At 53.0% G+C, this 16,709-nt stretch carries 9 protein-coding genes and 4 pseudogenes; 6 read left to right on the forward strand and 7 right to left on the reverse strand.

Annotation, left to right across the window (positions count from 1 at the left end):
* Nucleotides 1-409 precede the first annotated feature (409 nt).
* Both guaD and ACOTYB_RS01480 read left to right on the forward strand, forming a co-directional pair.
* Entirely contained in the window at nucleotides 410-1,789 is a 1,380-nt protein-coding gene (gene guaD, locus ACOTYB_RS01475; protein ID WP_250018362.1) for a guanine deaminase, read from the forward strand.
* A gap of 343 nt (nucleotides 1,790-2,132) precedes the next feature.
* The gene (locus tag ACOTYB_RS01480) at nucleotides 2,133-2,897 is read left to right on the forward strand and encodes a LecA/PA-IL family lectin (RefSeq protein ID WP_045342537.1); all 765 of its coding nucleotides are present in this window, start codon (nucleotides 2,133-2,135) and stop codon (nucleotides 2,895-2,897) included.
* A 94-nt stretch (nucleotides 2,898-2,991) separates the two neighbouring features.
* Here the strand turns inward: ACOTYB_RS01480 and ACOTYB_RS01485 are convergent, their stop codons facing one another.
* The 7 genes and pseudogenes from ACOTYB_RS01485 to ACOTYB_RS01515 form a co-directional block, all read right to left on the reverse strand.
* Complete coding sequence (locus tag ACOTYB_RS01485; RefSeq protein WP_112018274.1) at nucleotides 2,992-4,353, reverse strand: VasL domain-containing protein; 1,362 nt, start codon at nucleotides 4,351-4,353, stop codon at nucleotides 2,992-2,994.
* Nucleotides 4,354-4,425: 72 nt separating this feature from the next.
* Nucleotides 4,426-4,782 carry a hypothetical protein gene (locus ACOTYB_RS01490; RefSeq protein WP_306484740.1) on the reverse strand — a complete coding sequence of 119 codons (357 nt, stop codon included), beginning with the start codon at nucleotides 4,780-4,782 and terminating at the stop codon, nucleotides 4,426-4,428.
* Between the two features lie 129 nt (nucleotides 4,783-4,911).
* Nucleotides 4,912-5,043, reverse strand: a pseudogene (locus ACOTYB_RS01495) (type VI secretion system baseplate subunit TssE); the annotation flags it as partial.
* Nucleotides 5,039-5,845, reverse strand: a pseudogene (tssG, locus tag ACOTYB_RS01500) (type VI secretion system baseplate subunit TssG); the annotation flags it as partial. The pseudogenes tssG and ACOTYB_RS01495, both read right to left, overlap by 5 nt.
* Nucleotides 5,800-6,747 (reverse strand): annotated as a pseudogene (locus ACOTYB_RS01505) (type VI secretion system baseplate subunit TssF); the annotation flags it as partial. The pseudogenes ACOTYB_RS01505 and tssG, both read right to left, overlap by 46 nt.
* The gene (locus ACOTYB_RS01510; protein WP_250018360.1) at nucleotides 6,743-7,648 is read right to left on the reverse strand and encodes a hypothetical protein; all 906 of its coding nucleotides are present in this window, start codon (nucleotides 7,646-7,648) and stop codon (nucleotides 6,743-6,745) included. The gene ACOTYB_RS01510 and the pseudogene ACOTYB_RS01505, both read right to left, overlap by 5 nt.
* A pseudogene (locus ACOTYB_RS01515) lies at nucleotides 7,644-9,239 on the reverse strand (type VI secretion system Vgr family protein); the annotation flags it as partial. The pseudogene ACOTYB_RS01515 and the gene ACOTYB_RS01510, both read right to left, overlap by 5 nt.
* Nucleotides 9,240-9,454: 215 nt before the next feature.
* Here ACOTYB_RS01515 and ACOTYB_RS01520 point away from each other — a divergent pair.
* The 4 genes from ACOTYB_RS01520 to ACOTYB_RS01535 all read left to right on the forward strand — a co-directional run bounded on the left by ACOTYB_RS01520 (nucleotide 9,455) and on the right by ACOTYB_RS01535 (nucleotide 16,560).
* Complete coding sequence (locus tag ACOTYB_RS01520; RefSeq protein ID WP_227630322.1) at nucleotides 9,455-9,901, forward strand: zinc-ribbon domain-containing protein; 447 nt, start codon at nucleotides 9,455-9,457, stop codon at nucleotides 9,899-9,901.
* Nucleotides 9,902-10,392: 491 nt separating this feature from the next.
* Nucleotides 10,393-11,622: a DUF6361 family protein gene (locus ACOTYB_RS01525; protein ID WP_220153535.1), complete on the forward strand. Its 1,230-nt coding sequence runs from the start codon at nucleotides 10,393-10,395 to the stop codon at nucleotides 11,620-11,622.
* Nucleotides 11,616-13,412, forward strand: coding sequence for a phospholipase D family protein (locus tag ACOTYB_RS01530; RefSeq protein WP_220153534.1), 1,797 nt, complete (start codon nucleotides 11,616-11,618; stop codon nucleotides 13,410-13,412). Before ACOTYB_RS01525 ends, ACOTYB_RS01530 begins: the two co-directional genes overlap by 7 nt.
* A complete protein-coding gene (locus tag ACOTYB_RS01535) occupies nucleotides 13,402-16,560 on the forward strand; it encodes a DEAD/DEAH box helicase (RefSeq protein WP_220153861.1) in 3,159 nt (1,052 codons plus the stop codon). The genes ACOTYB_RS01530 and ACOTYB_RS01535 overlap by 11 nt, the downstream gene beginning before the upstream one ends.
* Nucleotides 16,561-16,709 lie beyond the last annotated feature (149 nt).

Raw genomic sequence — 16,709 nt, forward strand, 5'->3', positions numbered from 1 at the left:
TGATATATTCGCATGTACTGTCCTGCTGGCCTTTTTAAGTTGGCGTGGTGCCGGGTGCCTCCCGGTGAGCAAAGCCCGCATAATGACGTTAACCCATAAATTATGCCCCACCGCACAGGGGGATTCACCACAACAAAAAGTATAAGAAAAAGCACGCGATAAAAAAGAGGTTCAAAGAGTGGATAACACGTCGGCTATTTAACTATTTTGCCAAATAAACTCCAGGCAGCTCCCGTTTATCATTACAGCCTACCTTTATTATCCCCGCAAACACCACAACAAGCGCCACCTTATTAACCCATCAATAAGTTGATGTATTTTGGTTTTATGCCAGGCTTTTTGAGCGAATAATAATGCCTGACTCTGGGGCAATTCCCCCTTCAGCGTGATGATGAAAAAGGACGATGATATGAACACCCTACACGCATTTCCCTGGCAGCAGGTTGTCAGCGCTCAGGGCTACACGGCGGAATCGAAAGACCGTGTGACCCACTTTAGCGACACGCTGTTCTGTATCGATGGCAGCGGCACCATTGTCGATATTATACGAGGTGACGATGGCGCGTTCAGCCCCGTGCGGGACGCTGCCCGCATGGCAGGCAAGCTGACCGAACTCTCTTCAGACCAGTACCTGCTTCCGGGCCTGATTGATCTTCATGTTCATGCCCCTCAGTGGCCGCAGATGGGCAAGGCTCTGGATAAGCCGCTGGCAGAGTGGCTGAATGACTATACGTTCCCGCTGGAGGCAAAATACGCCGACATTGCGTTTGCCCGCCGCCACTACACGGAACTGGTCAATGCACTGCTGGCGAATGGAACCACCACCGCCGTCTACTTCGCCACCCTGCACACGGAAAGCAGCGTGGAACTGGCCCGTATCTGTCTGGCGCAGGGTCAGCGGGCGCTGGTTGGCCGGGTGGCGATGGATGATGCCTCCCAGTGTCCTGACTACTACCGGGATGAAAGCGCGGAGACGGCCCTCACCGAAACCCGGGCATTTATTCACGCGGTTGCACAGCTTCCCGGCAATACGGCAAAACGCGTGCTGCCGGTCATCACCCCACGGTTTATTCCGTCCTGTACGGATGCGCTGCTGGAAGGTCTGGGCAAGCTGGCCACTGAAACAGGCTGCCACGTGCAGACCCACTGCTCGGAAAGCGACTGGGAACATGCTTACGTTAAGCAGCGTTTGGGTAAAACGGATACCACGGCGCTGCGGGATTTTGGCCTGCTGACCAGAAAGACCGTACTCGCGCATTCAAACCACATCGAAGATGACGATGCCGACCTGATCAAGCAAACTCAGGCTGGCGTCGCACACTGCCCTCTGTCCAACTTCTACTTTGCCAATGCGGTCTTCCCCCTGCGCGCCATGCTGGACCGCGGGCTTCACGTCGGCTTAGGCACCGATATTGCGGGCGGCCATAGCCCTTCGGTATTTGATGCCTGCCGCCACGCCATGACCGCCAGTAAAGCCCTGAATGATGGCGTCGATGCCCGTATCGCCGCGGAACAACGCGGCAGACCTGACTCGGCAATCAGCTTCCGGGAAGCGTTCTGGCTGGCGACTGTCGGCGCGGGAGAGGTGCTTGATCTGCGTGTGGGCAAGCTGGCGGTCGGCTACCAGTTCGATGCCATTGTGATCGATACCCGGGCCGCCGGGAGCGACATTTATATCGATACGGCTGAGGACGCACCGGAAGACCGGCTGCAGAAAATTATCTATAACGCCAGACGCAATAATATCAGCCGCGTCTGGGTGGACGGCAAAGCTGTCAATATTCAGTAGCGCGCCTGCATAATAATCCCGCCCCCTGAGAAAACACCTGTATTTTCTCAGGGGAATTAAATTGCTTTATATATCACTCCCTTTTCATTCAGAACCGTTTTTTACCAAAGCGAATTAACTCAGATTTATCATAAAAGGCAAATACTCAAACCCAGGCATGACCTGTTTTTAACAAAATAACGCCCATCAATTCGTGATTTTTATATTTGCCGTCACCGATAACCAATTCTACGCTGTCTACGTCACACGGTCTCGTACCGTTGATATCAGATAACTATTATCACGCCGGGAATAATTAAGCCCTGCTGAAATACATAACCTGACATCCGAAGGGAGATAGAACATGTCTACAAAAAGCGCATGGTCTGGCGCCATTGATTCAACAAAAGAACAGGGTATAAATACCGGTCTGAAGGTCAACAAAGGCGATAAGATCACCATTATCGCTACAGGTCTGATAAAATATGGCAAGGAAGATCACGCATGGGCTTACCCGGGCGGCAATATCGGTAAAGGCGGACAAAAAAAGGATATTGCCATCCTCAAGGCACGTTTTAGCGAATCTGGCAAAAGCTATGATATCGGTACCGGCGTATATCAACTGGCTGCACCGGAAAGCGGGGAGCTGAGATTATTCATTAGCGACTCGTCCCACAGTGATAATACGGGTTCATTCCAGGCGGATGTCTATCTGGGGAGTGATGAGGAACACACGACGCAAGACCCCGTTCAGTGGAAAGGCCACATTCCTGCAACCAGCAGTGAATGGGTGAAGACCGGGATCACCGTCCGCCAGGGCGACAGCATTCTGCTGGTTGCCGCGGGTCAGGCCCAGTATGACAGCCGCGGGCGCACCTTCGGACCGGATGGCGACAGCCAGCACCCTTCCGCTAAGGCACCAGACCCGTCGTTTGTTCTGCCGGGTGCCATTGCTGGTGCGCTGTTGATTAAAACAGGCGAGCACATCCATTCAGTCGGTTCCGGCGGCAAGCCGTGGAAAGCCCCGGTAGAGGGTGAAATCGCCTTTATTTTTAACGATACCAATAAGGCATCGGAATATGCCAATAACACGGGCGGTTACGATGTGAATCTGATCGTGACGCGCTAAAGTGATGCAGGGTGGAAATGAATGCTGAATCACTTTCACCATGCCGGGATATTGGCCCCTTTTAAAAATGATTGTCCGCTTAAAAGCGTGCCATTCATTTACTCGATGCTTTCTGCTTAATCTCTGAATAACGAGCGGTCAATTGTTTCAGGTGCATTTCTGTCTGAGCGCTTGCAGCAACAGGTAGCGGCTGGCCTGCGGGCGATTTGGCCAGAACTCTCAACTGCTCCTCTGCCGGTATCGCCTGGTTAAAGGATTGCATCGCGGAAAACACCACGGATTTCAGCTCGCTGACGGTCATGTATTTGCCTTTCTGTTCATCCATCTGGTTGAGACGGTCACTCAGTTGCTTCAGCTTTGTCATCCCCTGATGCCAGCCCTCCAGGTTTTCTGTCGGCAGAGCGCTGGCGTTAAGCTGTTGCTGCCACTGTAACGCCATGGACTCAGCCGGCTCCGGCCACAAAACCTGCGCCTGCTCCACAAGCTGCCTGCTGTAAGCAATATTCCAGTCCGGGGGAAGCGCATCAAGCCGGGTTAGCTGCTGCTGTGTTGCTTCAATAAAGGACTCTGGTGACGTCAGGCGCTGTCGCGCCGCATCCCGCTGTGCAGGCGTGAGCATTGCAGGCAATGGCGCAAGGGTTGCCAGAAGTTGCTGCTCCTGCGGATCTGGCCGGTTGAAATGTTGCCAGCCCCATACCGCGGCCGCGCCAGCCACCAGCATGGTGCACATTCCCGCCGCAAAAAAACGCCAGGGTTTTACCGGGTCCGGTATCGTCTCCACAACGTCGATATTCGGCTGAGGCTCCGGCTGCGCCACATATACCCACTTCACCGGGTCAATTTTCGTCGTCAGCGGGTTCTCCGGCGCAGCATGATTAAATTCTCCGGCCGCCGCAGGATGCTGAATGACAACGCCTGGTTCAGATGCATCATGGTTGTTTTCCAGCCTTACGGCACTGTTATGCATCAGGGTTCGCAGGGTATCGAGCTGGCTAAGGTGTTTAAGCTCAAGGCTCTGCAATACCTCCCCGAGAGCCGTAAGCTGTTGCTCAGCTTGATAAAGCTGGCTGAGGTCACTGTCGTTAAGGGAAAGGGTTCGCATCAGTTGCTGCAAACGCTGGCTGAGTCCGCTAAGGATTTCCATACGGGCGTGCACAGGCTGCGGCCAGCACGTTCCCCACTGATGGCTTATGAGAGCCTCCAGTATTGCCAGCCCTTCATTCAGGCCGGGTAAACCGGCCAGCTGTGTACGGGCAAGCGTATACCAGGCAGCAGTCTGAAGCTCGACACCATTTTGCTCAAAAAGGGAGAGACAGAGTTTTTCCACATAATGCCAGTTCATATCCGGACGCGCCGGATGAGTCAGCTTACTCAGCTCATCGCGCAGGGCAGCATAATCCGGTAGCGTGCGCGGATCACTGCCGGTTTTAATCTGACGGGAAGGGATGCCATTCATGACCAGTTGTCCATTTAATGTGTGTACAGAACGGAGGGGAATATTTATGCAGTTGCGCTGCAATCTGCCTCGCTATGGCAAAAGCCCCGCAATGACGTCGAAAAAAACCTCTTCATCAAATGTGCAGACAGGCCCATTTTGCTGAGTAAAGGTCCAGTGTTTAACGTGACCTGCGCGCATAAATAAACGCCCCAGCGCGGTGACGGTACTTTCTGCATGAAGAGAGACTTCCACACCGCCTGTCACGCCCTGGGCGTACAAAAACAGCGGAGTAAATTTGATCATCCTGTCTTCATAACACAGCGAAATACCCGGCACCTTAAAAACCCGGCCTTCCACCAACAGGTCGGATAGCAATACGTCGGATAATTCAGGTGCGACGCCGGTACCCGTTAGCCAGCCGGAGAACTGTTCCTGAAGTTGCTCCATTCGGAGACGAAACTCCGCAATGTCCGCCTGGTTCCTGTTTTTACTGCCGCGTAGGGGCTCCTTCCGGGCCTGTAGCTTTGTGAGAAACTGCATTTTTGCTGACATGGATTAACTGCTCTTCCCTGCAACTCAGATCCTGGCCCTGCTGTCCAGGTACTGTTGTTGTTTAAGGTGCCGTAACAGCACCCTTCCCTCCGGCATGAACTCGGTGCCATAACGCACCAGCCCGAGGCCCTTCAATTCGGCATCAATGGCGTAACCAGCCTTGCGCTTCACGGGCATCTCCGGTTGTGAGCTGCAACAGCACCTGGCCGTTCACATCCGTGGCATGTTCTCCCATCACCGGACGTCCTTTCAGGCTGACCGGCTGACGCACGCTCATGGTCACCGGGGCGTTCAGCGCGATGCGACGCCGGTCATGATGCCAGACACGCCCCTGTGTTCCGGGTGCCAGCAGGCTGACCAGCGATACCAATCCTTCCGCCGTGCGTCCTGGCAGCAGCATCACCGGCAATAACGCCAGGAAGCGTGAAACCGGTGTGGCTATGTTCTGCGCACATCCCGAAATGCCGAGCCCGGCAAGCCCAAGCAGATACTGTGACGTTCTGTCCTGCCCGCCAGCCTCAAAAGTGGCCGGGTACGAATATTTACGCCAGATACGGTAATACTGGGCGATAAGGCGATGGTTGAAGATATCGAGAAAATCCGCCGTCGCTTCATACCCCTCCCGCTGCTGCGCAATATCATCAATATAGTGAGACGGTAGCGGCGATTCGACGCCGTAGAGCCCCATAAAGTTGATACGCACGGAGGGCGGCAGATGCGGATGCGCAGGCTCTTCCGCCCCTCTGATTTCACCAGCAGGGAAGCCCATCCCCGGATGAGGACGGAAGCGCACCGGCTCCTGGCGGACCTGCCAACTGCTGCCGGTAACGGGCGCATCCGGCAGGCTCTGTTCAAGTAACTGGCCGAAACGGTAAAAACTGGTATACGGGAGCAACTCCCTGTACTGCGCAATCAGCCGGGCAGACGCGGACTGTGGTTCTCTTTCCACCGGATGCATTTTCCTTCTGGCTGAACAATCAGGGTAAGCTGGTTAAACTGGTTCATGTCGGCATAGAGCGCCAGGAAGCGGTTGAGCATCTCACCGAAAAGGTGGACATCGCCCTCTCCTGTAAAACCGTTACCGTCGACCGTCACCTCCACATCCAGTCCCCTGAGCAGATACCCTTCCTCAAAGCGCTGGATACGATGGTGCACCACCGCAAGAATGGCATCAAGACGACGGTTGTTCAGCTCATCCTCCTGCCAGTTGTAGAGGGCAAGCGTGCCGCGCAGCACTTCTGCGCTGCTCATCATATTGAGAAATCCGGTCCCCAGGTGGCTCATCACCCGCCAGTGAAAGCGGTCCTCCGCAGGCGGATACACTGGCAGGGTGGGCTTGCAGAGGTTGCGAACGCTCACCCGGGTCTGTAACGTCTGCTCGCAGCGGTCAAGCAGTGTGCTCTGAAGCGCTCTTCTGGGCAGTTGGCCGTTGGTGCCAGTGATGCGCAGTGATAACGTCTCCCGCTCTGCCATACTGACAGCCTCCTGTTGCTGTCCCCCGAGAATCAGCCAGGTATCGTGCATGCCGGTGACGCCCCGCTTCACGCGGGTGTGGTAATAACGCTCTGGCGCCTCCTGACGCAGCATGCCGCCCCGGTGGCGGAAACTGGTAAAGGGGACGTATTCCGCGCTTCCGGAACGCCCGGAGCCGGTCACCGAATCCACGGAATATATCTCCGTATGTCCGTCCTGCACGCGTTTCGGACGCAGCAGGTATTCACTCTCCAGACCGCTGATGGTCAGCGGATCGGCCTCAAGCGTGAAAAGGTTAATCACCGGCACACAATGCAGGCGCAAGGCATCATCCGTCACCGGCAGGTCAGATGGCCACTGCTGATTCAGCACCACCTCAATATCAAACCCCGGTAACAGTACTGACAAAACGATCAGCACCTGAGGTAAACAACCCTAAAACAGGTTTGTTGCTGACGGACACGATGTCGGCCAGTAATGTGGCTAGAAGCCACGCACTCCCTGCCCCTGGAATACCGTTATATTTTTCCAGTACATCAATTTCCTGGGGCACCCACGGTGTCAGATGTGATTGAGACGCAGCCATTAGATCAGCAAACCCGTCATTCCAGTGCCCGTAATCACAGAACACGTTTGACGTCTGACATGCGATGGTTTGTGTTTCGAGGAACAAACCCATATCAGCCCTGAAATTTGTCATGTCCAGCGGCATCGGTCGCAATATGCGGGCGGAGTGTGAAAGCTGATATTTTTCAGCAACATCATCGCTGGTAAGTACTATCGCTGCGAGTGCATCGGAATACTGTTCAGCACCCTGGTTCTGCAATATCAGGATCAAATCAATATCGAAAACGGGATTTTTAAGGCGCTCTTCGAGCCAAGTAAAAGAAAGGGCTTCACAACATGAAACTAAACCTGTTAGCTCACGTCCAGGATAAATTTTTTCCCATGATTTGCGAAACCGGGTCTCGAAGTCTGACGAAATCATGTCGCTCACAATGGTGACGTTGAACGGCACTGCCGCAGGCAACATCGCGATCGCGTTTTGTACACCGGCCAGACCCAGTTCAAGCAAGGAGGTGGAATTCACCGATTGCGCATCAAAATGGCTGGTCAGTGAAAGAAATTGCGGTGCACCTGCAGCATCTGATTTAGCAATGGCGTCAGAGGTCACTCCGGAAGGTAGTAGTATGCTACTTCCAAGTACGGCCAGATAGCGTCCAGCCCAGGCCTCCCACTGTTGCTGTCCATATTCAGCTTCCTTCTGCAAAAACTGATGCCCCAGCATACATCTTCATTCCTGCAGCCTGTGCAAACAAACTTACAGCCTCGCTTGCCGCTACAGTGAACGATTGCCCGGTGCTGATATCCGTGTTTTTACCTGACATGAGGCCAATACTTGCCCCGCCTGAAGCAAGCCGGACAGCCTCAGGACTGAGAATGCCTATTCCAGCGGGAGCACTGGCCAGCAATCCTGGTTTTTTGAGATATCTAAGTGAACTGTTAAGTGTTTTCTGGCTGTCGATATCGGATACCGTTGCATTCGCTCCTTTCACCGCAGCCTGAAGGCTTCTTGCCAGCGTGAGTGCCTGTTCCAGTTGTTCTACGGCCCTGTCCATTTCAAGCATTTTAGTGCCGACGTCAGGCTGTACGTCTGCGGTAAGTAATATTCCCTTGCCCCCACGAACGCTGACCCAGTCATTAGTTCGCAGTTCTGCACCTTCACCGCGCAGCACTCTATCTGCATTGACATTATGTCCCAGATTAAGCTGCGTTTTGCCTCCATATTCCGTACTGAGCTTAACGTGCTCCTCACCCCGCTTATCTTCCATCCGCAGTTTGTTCAGGCCAGCTGTTCGAATGACGTTGCGCGTGCTGTTGGCCTCCGTAACGTGGTCAACGTGACGGGAGTCGTGAAGAGCATGGGCAATATACGGACGATCCGGATCGCCCTCATGGAACGCAATGGCGACTTCAGTGCCCTGTATCAGCGGGAAGTGGAAACCGTATTTATCGCCGCCGTAGGGTTTGGCGAAGCGCACCGGCATACTTTCCATGCCCTGGCACTTGTCGTCGCGGTCGGCATCAAACTTCACCCGGTACAGGCCAGACGCATCCTGCCAGGCGTAAATATCGTTGTCTCTGGCACTGGTGATGCGGGCCATCAGGGTACCGCTGATTACCGGGCGCTTTTTAGCTGCAGGGCGCCAGCAACGGTTCTCGTAATATGGCATCCCTTCCCACATCACGAGCAGGGCATTCTTACGGCTGGCGATATAGCCCGTGCGGGTAATGATTACGCCGTTGTCCGTTTCTGAGGGTAGCGTTGGCGGCACCGCACATTCACTGATGGTCAACACCTGAGCCGGAGAAAGCTGGGCATCATTACTGCAACCGCTAACAGTCGTCTGCCCGGACAGAAAACGCTCGTGCTCAAGACGGGCCCAGAAGTTGCCGGTTTCCGCTGATGGTGTGATTTTGTCGCCACGTTCAAGATGACGCGGAAGATAATGATAAACCTCGCCGTAGGTCACACCCTCACCGTCACCACGGGTCATGTCCGCCGGTGCAGAGGTCAGGACATTCTGGGCTTCACGGTGATTGTAATCACTGGCGGTAACAGAGCGCTCAACCACGTTTTGCCGGACGTTTACGCTCCATACAGAATCGGCTTTATTGTCATTCATCCCAGACGGGCTGTTCAGAGGCAGCGTTTTACCGAAGGTCCATGCACTCTGTTTATCAGCGAAGTGTACCACTTCGGTTTGCGTGTCCGGCTGCAGGGTAAAGAAGTAGAAAATCCCCACTTCGGCCAGCAGACGCTCTATGAAAGCGAGGTCACTTTCCTTGTACTGGTTTATCTGCTCACGCTTCGGATAAAGTAGCTAACTGCATAACACTCCGCTGGCAGTGCGAACGTTGCGAACGGCGCTATTGCGGCGTGAAACCCTGCCCCATTTGCAGCCGAAAGCCCTGAACCATCAGTTCCAGTCATCCATAAGCAACTTGTAACCCACCATCCTCCACACAGACAGCCATCTCGTTCCGGGACGGTACCTGCCTGCATGTCATATGGTGATAAGGAGTCAGTCCGATGAATTTTAAGACCATCACCAGTGAGAATCAGCACGCCGAAATTCGTATGCTGAAGTGCTACCTCGCCAGTGACCAGCGTGGACATTTTGTGACAACCAGTGAAGCGGATAACATGCCAGGACAGGTATGGGGCTGCGTATCCTGTGGCTGCCGACTCATCTTCCATACCGGCACATACACTGACTCACCCTGGTTCGAACATGACCAGACGACCGTAGCTGCCAGCACGCTGATGAGATGCGCGCATATTGATCCGGCAGTGAAGGCGGAGGAACGCAGCAAAATATTACGCAGTCTTTTCAACAAACCGGACTCCCCGGTAATGTCGCTGGCCTGGTACTGCGTCTGGTGCGGTGAGCATTACAACGGGGAAAAGTTCTGCACTGCCTGCGGGACCGGTATTTACAGTATTGATAAGGCCAACTGGCAGATAAATTACACCTGAGTTGTCCTGTTTGTTGGGAAGATACCAAACTGCAAAATCACATGGCCTGCCATATTAACAACCAAGATTTTAACATTCGAATGAGCCCATGAAGTAGCAATATCCTGGCAATATTAAGCTGCTACATTTCTAAATCCTTTTCGTCATTTATCTGAACGGCGCGCTCAAACCGGACTAGATACTCAGTTTAAGCGCGATGAAACGTGCTCCGGGTATTTGCGCTGGAGTGCTGCAACGACACCTTCTTCGGTTCTGATGACGGAGACGACAGTGCGGTAATCATGGATTGGGATACTCGCGCATTTGCCTGCTATCGAAATGGTTTTACCTTTTCTTCAACGTTAAGATTGTCTTCAATATAAGTAATGCTGCACAAGCCTACCGGGAAGACTATGTGTCTGAGCGAACCGGCGAAGATAGGACATTAATGTGCTGTTGGAAATGTATGCAAAAACAAGCAGCAGATAATACATTTAACCAAGGAAATAGGTATGGCATCCACTTTAGGTTGGCTTGACCACGATGCAAACGCACAGGCCAAAACGTTAAATATTCTTGCGCTCTTTCAACAAAAAGAGAGCCGAGATGAGTTGGGTATCGGCGCTATCAGAGACAGTTTTGCTGAACAGCTATTTCCAGGCACCAGCACCATTCAGACCCGTTTACGCTATATGCTTTTTGTTCCATGGATCTATCAACGCCTCGAAAATAAGCGCATATCCGCTGCAAACTTTGGTTCCCAGGCCGACCGGGACGAACGCGCCTTAATTATCCCCCTCTCCCGGCTCGAAGAAGATTCGGCCGGTACATTTGGTAAAAACTCACGTGAAAAGCTAAAACGTCTGCCCAGTTCCGTTTACTGGTCCGGGCTGCGACACTGGAAGATTCACAAGACGTCGTGGTCGCAGGAAGAATATCATCAGCGTGTGGATGAACTGTATCGCGCACGCGCGGAAATTAGCGAGCGCGAATACCAGGAAAAAAATCAGGGCGATATGGGCGACACAAGCGCAAATAAACCAGCCCCGAGCTGGCACTCCAGTCTGCCTGAGCCACCGCCCAACTTTCCTGATGAGGCAACATTTGCCCTGACGCGCCAGGAAGCCAGTTTTCTACGTGACCGTATTCAATGTTCATGCAAAGGCAGCCTGCTGGCCTGGCTGACCCTGCATAGCGAACCGGCAAACGTCAGTACACCATGGGAACATCCGGATTACGCGAAATTCCCGGACGATCTCAAGGAACTGTTGACTCACGCGCGGCTTTTTTCTTATGCGATGCACGGCGCAGCCCTGCTTTATAACTATTTACTTGCCAAAGAACGAGCAGATAACGAACTTCTGTCTCAACACCATGACAGCTTCGTCGCTTGGTTTACCTCACTCCCCCGCAAGGACATCTCGACCTGGTCGCTCGAGCGCATGTGGGAACTTACCGCCAGGCCGGCCTATAGCATTAGTCTGAAGACCCGCCGCTTTGTAGAACAGTGGATTGCCCTTATTCGACAATCCTCCGGGACATTACTCACCAGTAAAGAAGCCTGTGCACTCATCCGAGCCCGCGAAATAGCCCTCAAAGGCCCTCGTTCACGCTTTAAAAACAGACGCGCACTGGAGCAATGGAGTGGATATGCCGGAACCCTGCGGCTAGTCTATCGCTGGAATAACGTCCAGATAGTGCTTAACGATCTGGCGCAGGGTCTCAGGAGAGAAGAATGTTAAACCCCAACAATCGCAGCTTATATACTTCGGCACTGACCTCTCCACCCGGCATGGTGTTTGATGAAGCCATCGCTACCAGCTTTTCACTCGACCCGGCATTTTTACTGCAGGCGCCGGTCTATTTGGCGTTCACAGCGACTGACAGCAATCGTGCTCATGATCCGCTGTCCATTTTTGAATCCATTCGTCGTTATTCCGAACGGATCACGGTGTACGTCCAAAAAGGGCGTATTCAAGTCCCCGCAAAGCTCAAGCCCAACCCCTTATTCGGCCTGCTTGAGGAGATGATTGCTGAATCAAAAGCCAAAGGCCGCGGAGTCTTTCACCCCAAAACCTGGGCGATCCGTTTTATCAATCCTGAAACAGACGAAGTGATGTACCGGCTGGTCGTACTGAGTCGAAATTTAACTACCGATTCATCCTGGGACCTCTCTTTGCAACTGGACGGCTACCCCGTAAAACGTAAGCAAAGTGCCAATAAAGCGCTAGTGCATTTATTCTCCGCACTGCCCAAACGGGCGACGGGAAAAATGGCGAAACATCGCCGAGCGCAGGCGCAGCGCTTTGCAGATGAACTGTTGTATGTGAAATGGGAATGTCCAGCAGGCTTTGATGAGATCGCGTTTTTTCTGCCTGGCGAAGGATACGACTGGCAGCCACCCGAAGCGGATCGCGCGGTGGTTATCTCACCATTTTGCACCGACGAGGCACTGCAACACATCGTGAAGCATTGCCAGCAAGCCGATGCGCTGATTTCACGCCCGGACACTCTGCTTGCCTTGAGTGAAGAGACGCGCGGCCTTTTCACACGTCAGCTTCACCTTGACGATGCCGCAGAAGAGCAAGCATCCGACGAGAATACCCCTGACGACATCATCGCTTCCGGCCTGCATGCCAAAGCGTATCTGTTTGAAAATGGCCGGGACAGCGAGCTGGTTCTGGGTTCAGCAAATGCCACCAACGCAGCACTACTGGGGAAAACGAACTGCGAAATTTTAGTTTCGCTCAAGGGTAAGAAAAAGCACACAGGCACCATTGATGACCTTCTGAGCAGCGATGGAATGCAAAGCTATCTGCAAGATTTCGACCCTGCCCAGCCGTTTGAACCCGATGTCCTGCGTGTAGAAGCCGAGTCCCACGTTGAACAGGCACGTGAGTTGCTCGCCGACGCCGAATTGACTCTTCACTGTCACCCCGGTGGAAACGACCAAAGCTGGGCATTGTGGCTTGTCGGTGAAATTCCTGAGCTACCGGGTATCGTGCAGGCAACTGCGTGGCCCGTGACGGTATCAGACGGACTTGGCTGTAGCCTGCTGGACCCGGCCGATGGGAATAAAAGAGCACTCGGTGAGTTTTCAGTCCCAGCCATTACCGGGCTGACAGCGTTTTCCCTTAAAACATCGCACCCGGATGTATCGGTCAGATTTGTCCTCAATCTGCCGATTGATACCTTACCCCCCGATCGCCATGCAATGATTTTACAAAGCAGCATGCAGAAACAGGATTTTCTGCGTTATCTGTTGATGTTGATAGGCGAGGCGGGACAGCAATCCTTCTTTGCCGAAAACGCCTTTGGCGATGGCCATTTCTTTACAAGGCTTGCCAGTGGCGAAGAATTTGCCGTGCTGGAAGAGCTGACGCGTATCTATAGCCGTGAGCCTGAACGCTTAAAAGATATCGCCGCGCTGATTGGCAATATGCGCAAAGGACAAAGCGACATGATTCCGCAAGATTTTCTTGCTTTGTGGGCCGTATTTGAATCAGCCATGGGAGGACGAAATGGCCGATAAGCACCCCAGTATTATTGCCCCGCTCACGGGATTGAAAGATTTTCAGCAACGCACCGTAAATTATGTTTTTCAGCAATTTTACGGTGATAAACAGCAAAATCGCTTTCTGGTCGCCGATGAAGTTGGTCTGGGTAAAACGATGGTTGCCCGCGGCATCATCGCCAAAGCCATCGAACATTTACAGGATAAAGTTGACCGTATCGACATCATTTATATCTGTTCAAATGCGGCTATCGCTGCGCAGAATATCAAGCGCCTGAATGTCAGCAATGAGACGCAATTTTCGCATTCAACCCGCCTGACACTCCTGCCAAAACAGGTACGGTCTCTGCGCAAAAACAGAATCAATTTTATCAGTCTAACGCCGAATACCGCCCTCGATCATACCCGCAGTCGTGGCGGCCATAAAGAAGAGCGCGCGATCCTGTATCGCATTTTGTACGATTTACCGCTGGCTAAAGGCGAGCGTCGTGAACGTTTACGCATGGGTATGCTTAACCTGCTTCAGGCAACAGCAAACCGGCCAGGCTGGTGTTCCGCGGTTGACCAGCTTTCTGTCGACGACATTGACAGGGAACTGGCAAAAGATTTTCGCCGCCAGGTTCTGGACGATACCGAACTGTACGCTCAACTCAAAGAAGGTTGTGAATGTTTTGCCGATAATGACGAGGACGGCGAAACGCACGATTCTGAACTGCGTTACGCCCTGATCGGCAAACTCAGAAGCAAACTGGCTTCCGTGTGCTTATCTGCGCTGGAACCCGATCTGGTTATCCTTGATGAATTTCAGCGGTTTAAAGCCTTACTCGACGGTGACGATGAAGCCGCACTGCTGGCCAAAGCGCTCTTTGAGCAGCCCGACGTGCGCGTGCTCTTGCTCTCAGCGACCCCGTATAAAATGTTCACCCTCGATCAGGAAAGCGAAGAAGATAACCACTACGCCGACTTTATCCGCACATTGCAGTTTTTGTATAACGATGACAGTCAAATCAAAGATATTCAGCAGTACTTGCTCGATCACCGTACCGCATTGCACGCCTCAGAAAACGCAGCGGAGACAAAAAAAGCACTGGAACACGCTTTATTACAGGTAATGTGCCGTACCGAACGGGTAACGATGACTCAAAAACTGGATGCGATGACGAAGGAGGTCTCACAACCAGCTATGATTACGCCCGCCGATCTTTATCACGCAGCGGCGGTTGATGGCGTCGCCATGGAAGTACAAGCCCGCGATGTCCTCGAATACTGGAAATCGATGCCTTATCTTTTCAATTTCCTGAAAAATTACGAATTACGTACCCGTATGGATAAGGCACTGGAATCACCTTCAGATGCATTGCGTAAACTCGTCAAATCAGCAAAACCGCAGTTGCTGACAAAGGCAAAACTGGAGCGCTACCAGCCGCTGGATGCCGCCAACCCACGTATGCGGATGCTGTTTGAAGACACGCTGGATAAAGGCATGTGGCAGCTTTTATGGATGCCTCCTTCGCTGCCTTATATGACACCTGACGGGGTATATGCCAACAAAGGCAACTTTACCAAAACGCTGGTATTTTCCGCCTGGAGTGCAGTGCCCAATGCGATTGCCACTGTCTGCTCTTATGAAGCCGAACGACGCATGATTGGCACCGCTCCCAAAATTCTGCACAGCCAGTTCAAGAAAAAAGTAAAACCGCTGCTCAACTTTGCGAAATCATCAAAAGATGGCCGCCTCAGCGGAATGCCTGTTATCGCCTGGATGTTACCGTCACCAACGCTCGCCCGGCATATCGATCCGCTTGAAATTGCCCGCCAAAACACCGGCGAGCCGCTGAGCGTGAAGGCCGTAAGAGCGATTGCAACGGCGAAATGTGAAACACTTATTGAGACACTGGGCAATGGCGGCCCGGGGACTCGTGCGGACGAACGTTGGTACTGGGCAGCCCTGGCGTTACTGGATGCACAAACTGAAACGCCAGCCTGGTGGCAGGGCGAACATTACTGGTACACCGGGCCATCCCAAAATGAGCCCGCGGAAAACTTCCAGGAACATATCGACCAGTTTGCCGGGGTGGCAAATGGTAGCATCACCCTCGGCCCACGCCCAGATGATTTGGCTGAGGTCCTCTGTGACTTCGCGCTTGCCAGCCCCGGTACATGTGCCCTCCGGGCGCTCAGCCGTATAGACACAGGACTGAGAATCGATTCGGCAGAGATGTTGTCAGCCGCAGCGAAGATAGCCTCTGGATTTCGTTCGCTCTACAACCTGGCAGAGAGCATTTCGCTTCTGCGCGGCACCGGGGACGATACTTACTGGCGGCTGACACTGCGTTATGGCATTGATGGCAACATTCAGGCCATACTGGATGAGTATGTCCATACGCTGCTGGAGTCGATGGGATTACAGCATGAGCCAGCCGGGGCGCAGCTGGCGGCTATTGCGTCCCGTATTCAGGCTGTGGTTTCACTGCGTACCACACAATTGAACATTGATGAGTTCAAAACGAACGGGGGCAATTATACCTGGAGCGATTTATATACACGTTGTCGCTTTGCTTTACGCTACGGTCAGTTGAGAGACGACACGGATCAAGCCGTCGCACATGCTGAATCGGTAAAAGATGCGTTTAACTCCCCCTTCCACCCCTTTGTATTGGCTTCCACCTCAATCGGGCAAGAGGGGCTCGATTTTCACACCTGGTGTCATGCGGTGATGCACTGGAATCTACCGTCAAACCCGGTCGATCTAGAACAGCGTGAAGGACGAGTACACCGTTATAAGGGCCATGCGGTAAGGAAGAATATTGCCGAGTATTATGGTTTGAGTGCACTTCATTCACTGGCAGAAAGTGCAGATCCCTGGGCACAGCTCTTCGCACTTGCGGCAAGTCAACGCAAAGCTGGACAGTCAGATCTGATTCCCTACTGGATTTTTGAGGAAGGAACCTCTCGCGTCGAACGCCGGGTTCCCATACTGCCATACAGCAAAGAGAGCATTAAGTTTAAGCGGCTCAAACGAGAACTTGCACTCTACCGTATAGTCTTCGGTCAGCCGCGCCAGGAAGATTTGCTGTTCGGCCTGAAACACAGTGGCGATGAGTCTTTAACGGATATGGCACAGTGGCTTATCTCTCTTGAGCCACCAAAGTGTGATGCACCTTAGTGTGAGAAAGTTATCCCTTACCTTATTCGAATTGCTTATACCATGGAAGTTAACCTGTCAGGCACAGTAAGCTTACTATTGAAGCATATGACAGCTTCTGCGCATCGACAGCCTACCCACACAGGGATGATTCTTGCCTGAGCGCCGTA

Source organism: Enterobacter cloacae complex sp. IR5450 (genome assembly GCF_049238665.1).
GTDB classification, from domain to species: Bacteria; Pseudomonadota; Gammaproteobacteria; order Enterobacterales; family Enterobacteriaceae; genus Enterobacter; species Enterobacter hormaechei_C.

What these genes read in the sequence shown, in the direction of transcription:
- ACOTYB_RS01485 (WP_112018274.1), bottom strand. Translation starts at nt 4,353, where the DNA reads ATGAATGGCATCCCTTCCCGTCAGATTAAAACCGGCAGTGATCCGCGC.
- ACOTYB_RS01535 (WP_220153861.1), top strand. Translation starts at nt 13,402, where the DNA reads ATGGCCGATAAGCACCCCAGTATTATTGCCCCGCTCACGGGATTGAAA.
- ACOTYB_RS01525 (WP_220153535.1), top strand. Translation starts at nt 10,393, where the DNA reads ATGGCATCCACTTTAGGTTGGCTTGACCACGATGCAAACGCACAGGCC.
- ACOTYB_RS01510 (WP_250018360.1), bottom strand. Translation starts at nt 7,648, where the DNA reads ATGCTGGGGCATCAGTTTTTGCAGAAGGAAGCTGAATATGGACAGCAA.
- ACOTYB_RS01520 (WP_227630322.1), top strand. Translation starts at nt 9,455, where the DNA reads ATGAATTTTAAGACCATCACCAGTGAGAATCAGCACGCCGAAATTCGT.
- ACOTYB_RS01490 (WP_306484740.1), bottom strand. Translation starts at nt 4,782, where the DNA reads ATGGAGCAACTTCAGGAACAGTTCTCCGGCTGGCTAACGGGTACCGGC.
- guaD (WP_250018362.1), top strand. Translation starts at nt 410, where the DNA reads ATGAACACCCTACACGCATTTCCCTGGCAGCAGGTTGTCAGCGCTCAG.
- ACOTYB_RS01480 (WP_045342537.1), top strand. Translation starts at nt 2,133, where the DNA reads ATGTCTACAAAAAGCGCATGGTCTGGCGCCATTGATTCAACAAAAGAA.
- ACOTYB_RS01530 (WP_220153534.1), top strand. Translation starts at nt 11,616, where the DNA reads ATGTTAAACCCCAACAATCGCAGCTTATATACTTCGGCACTGACCTCT.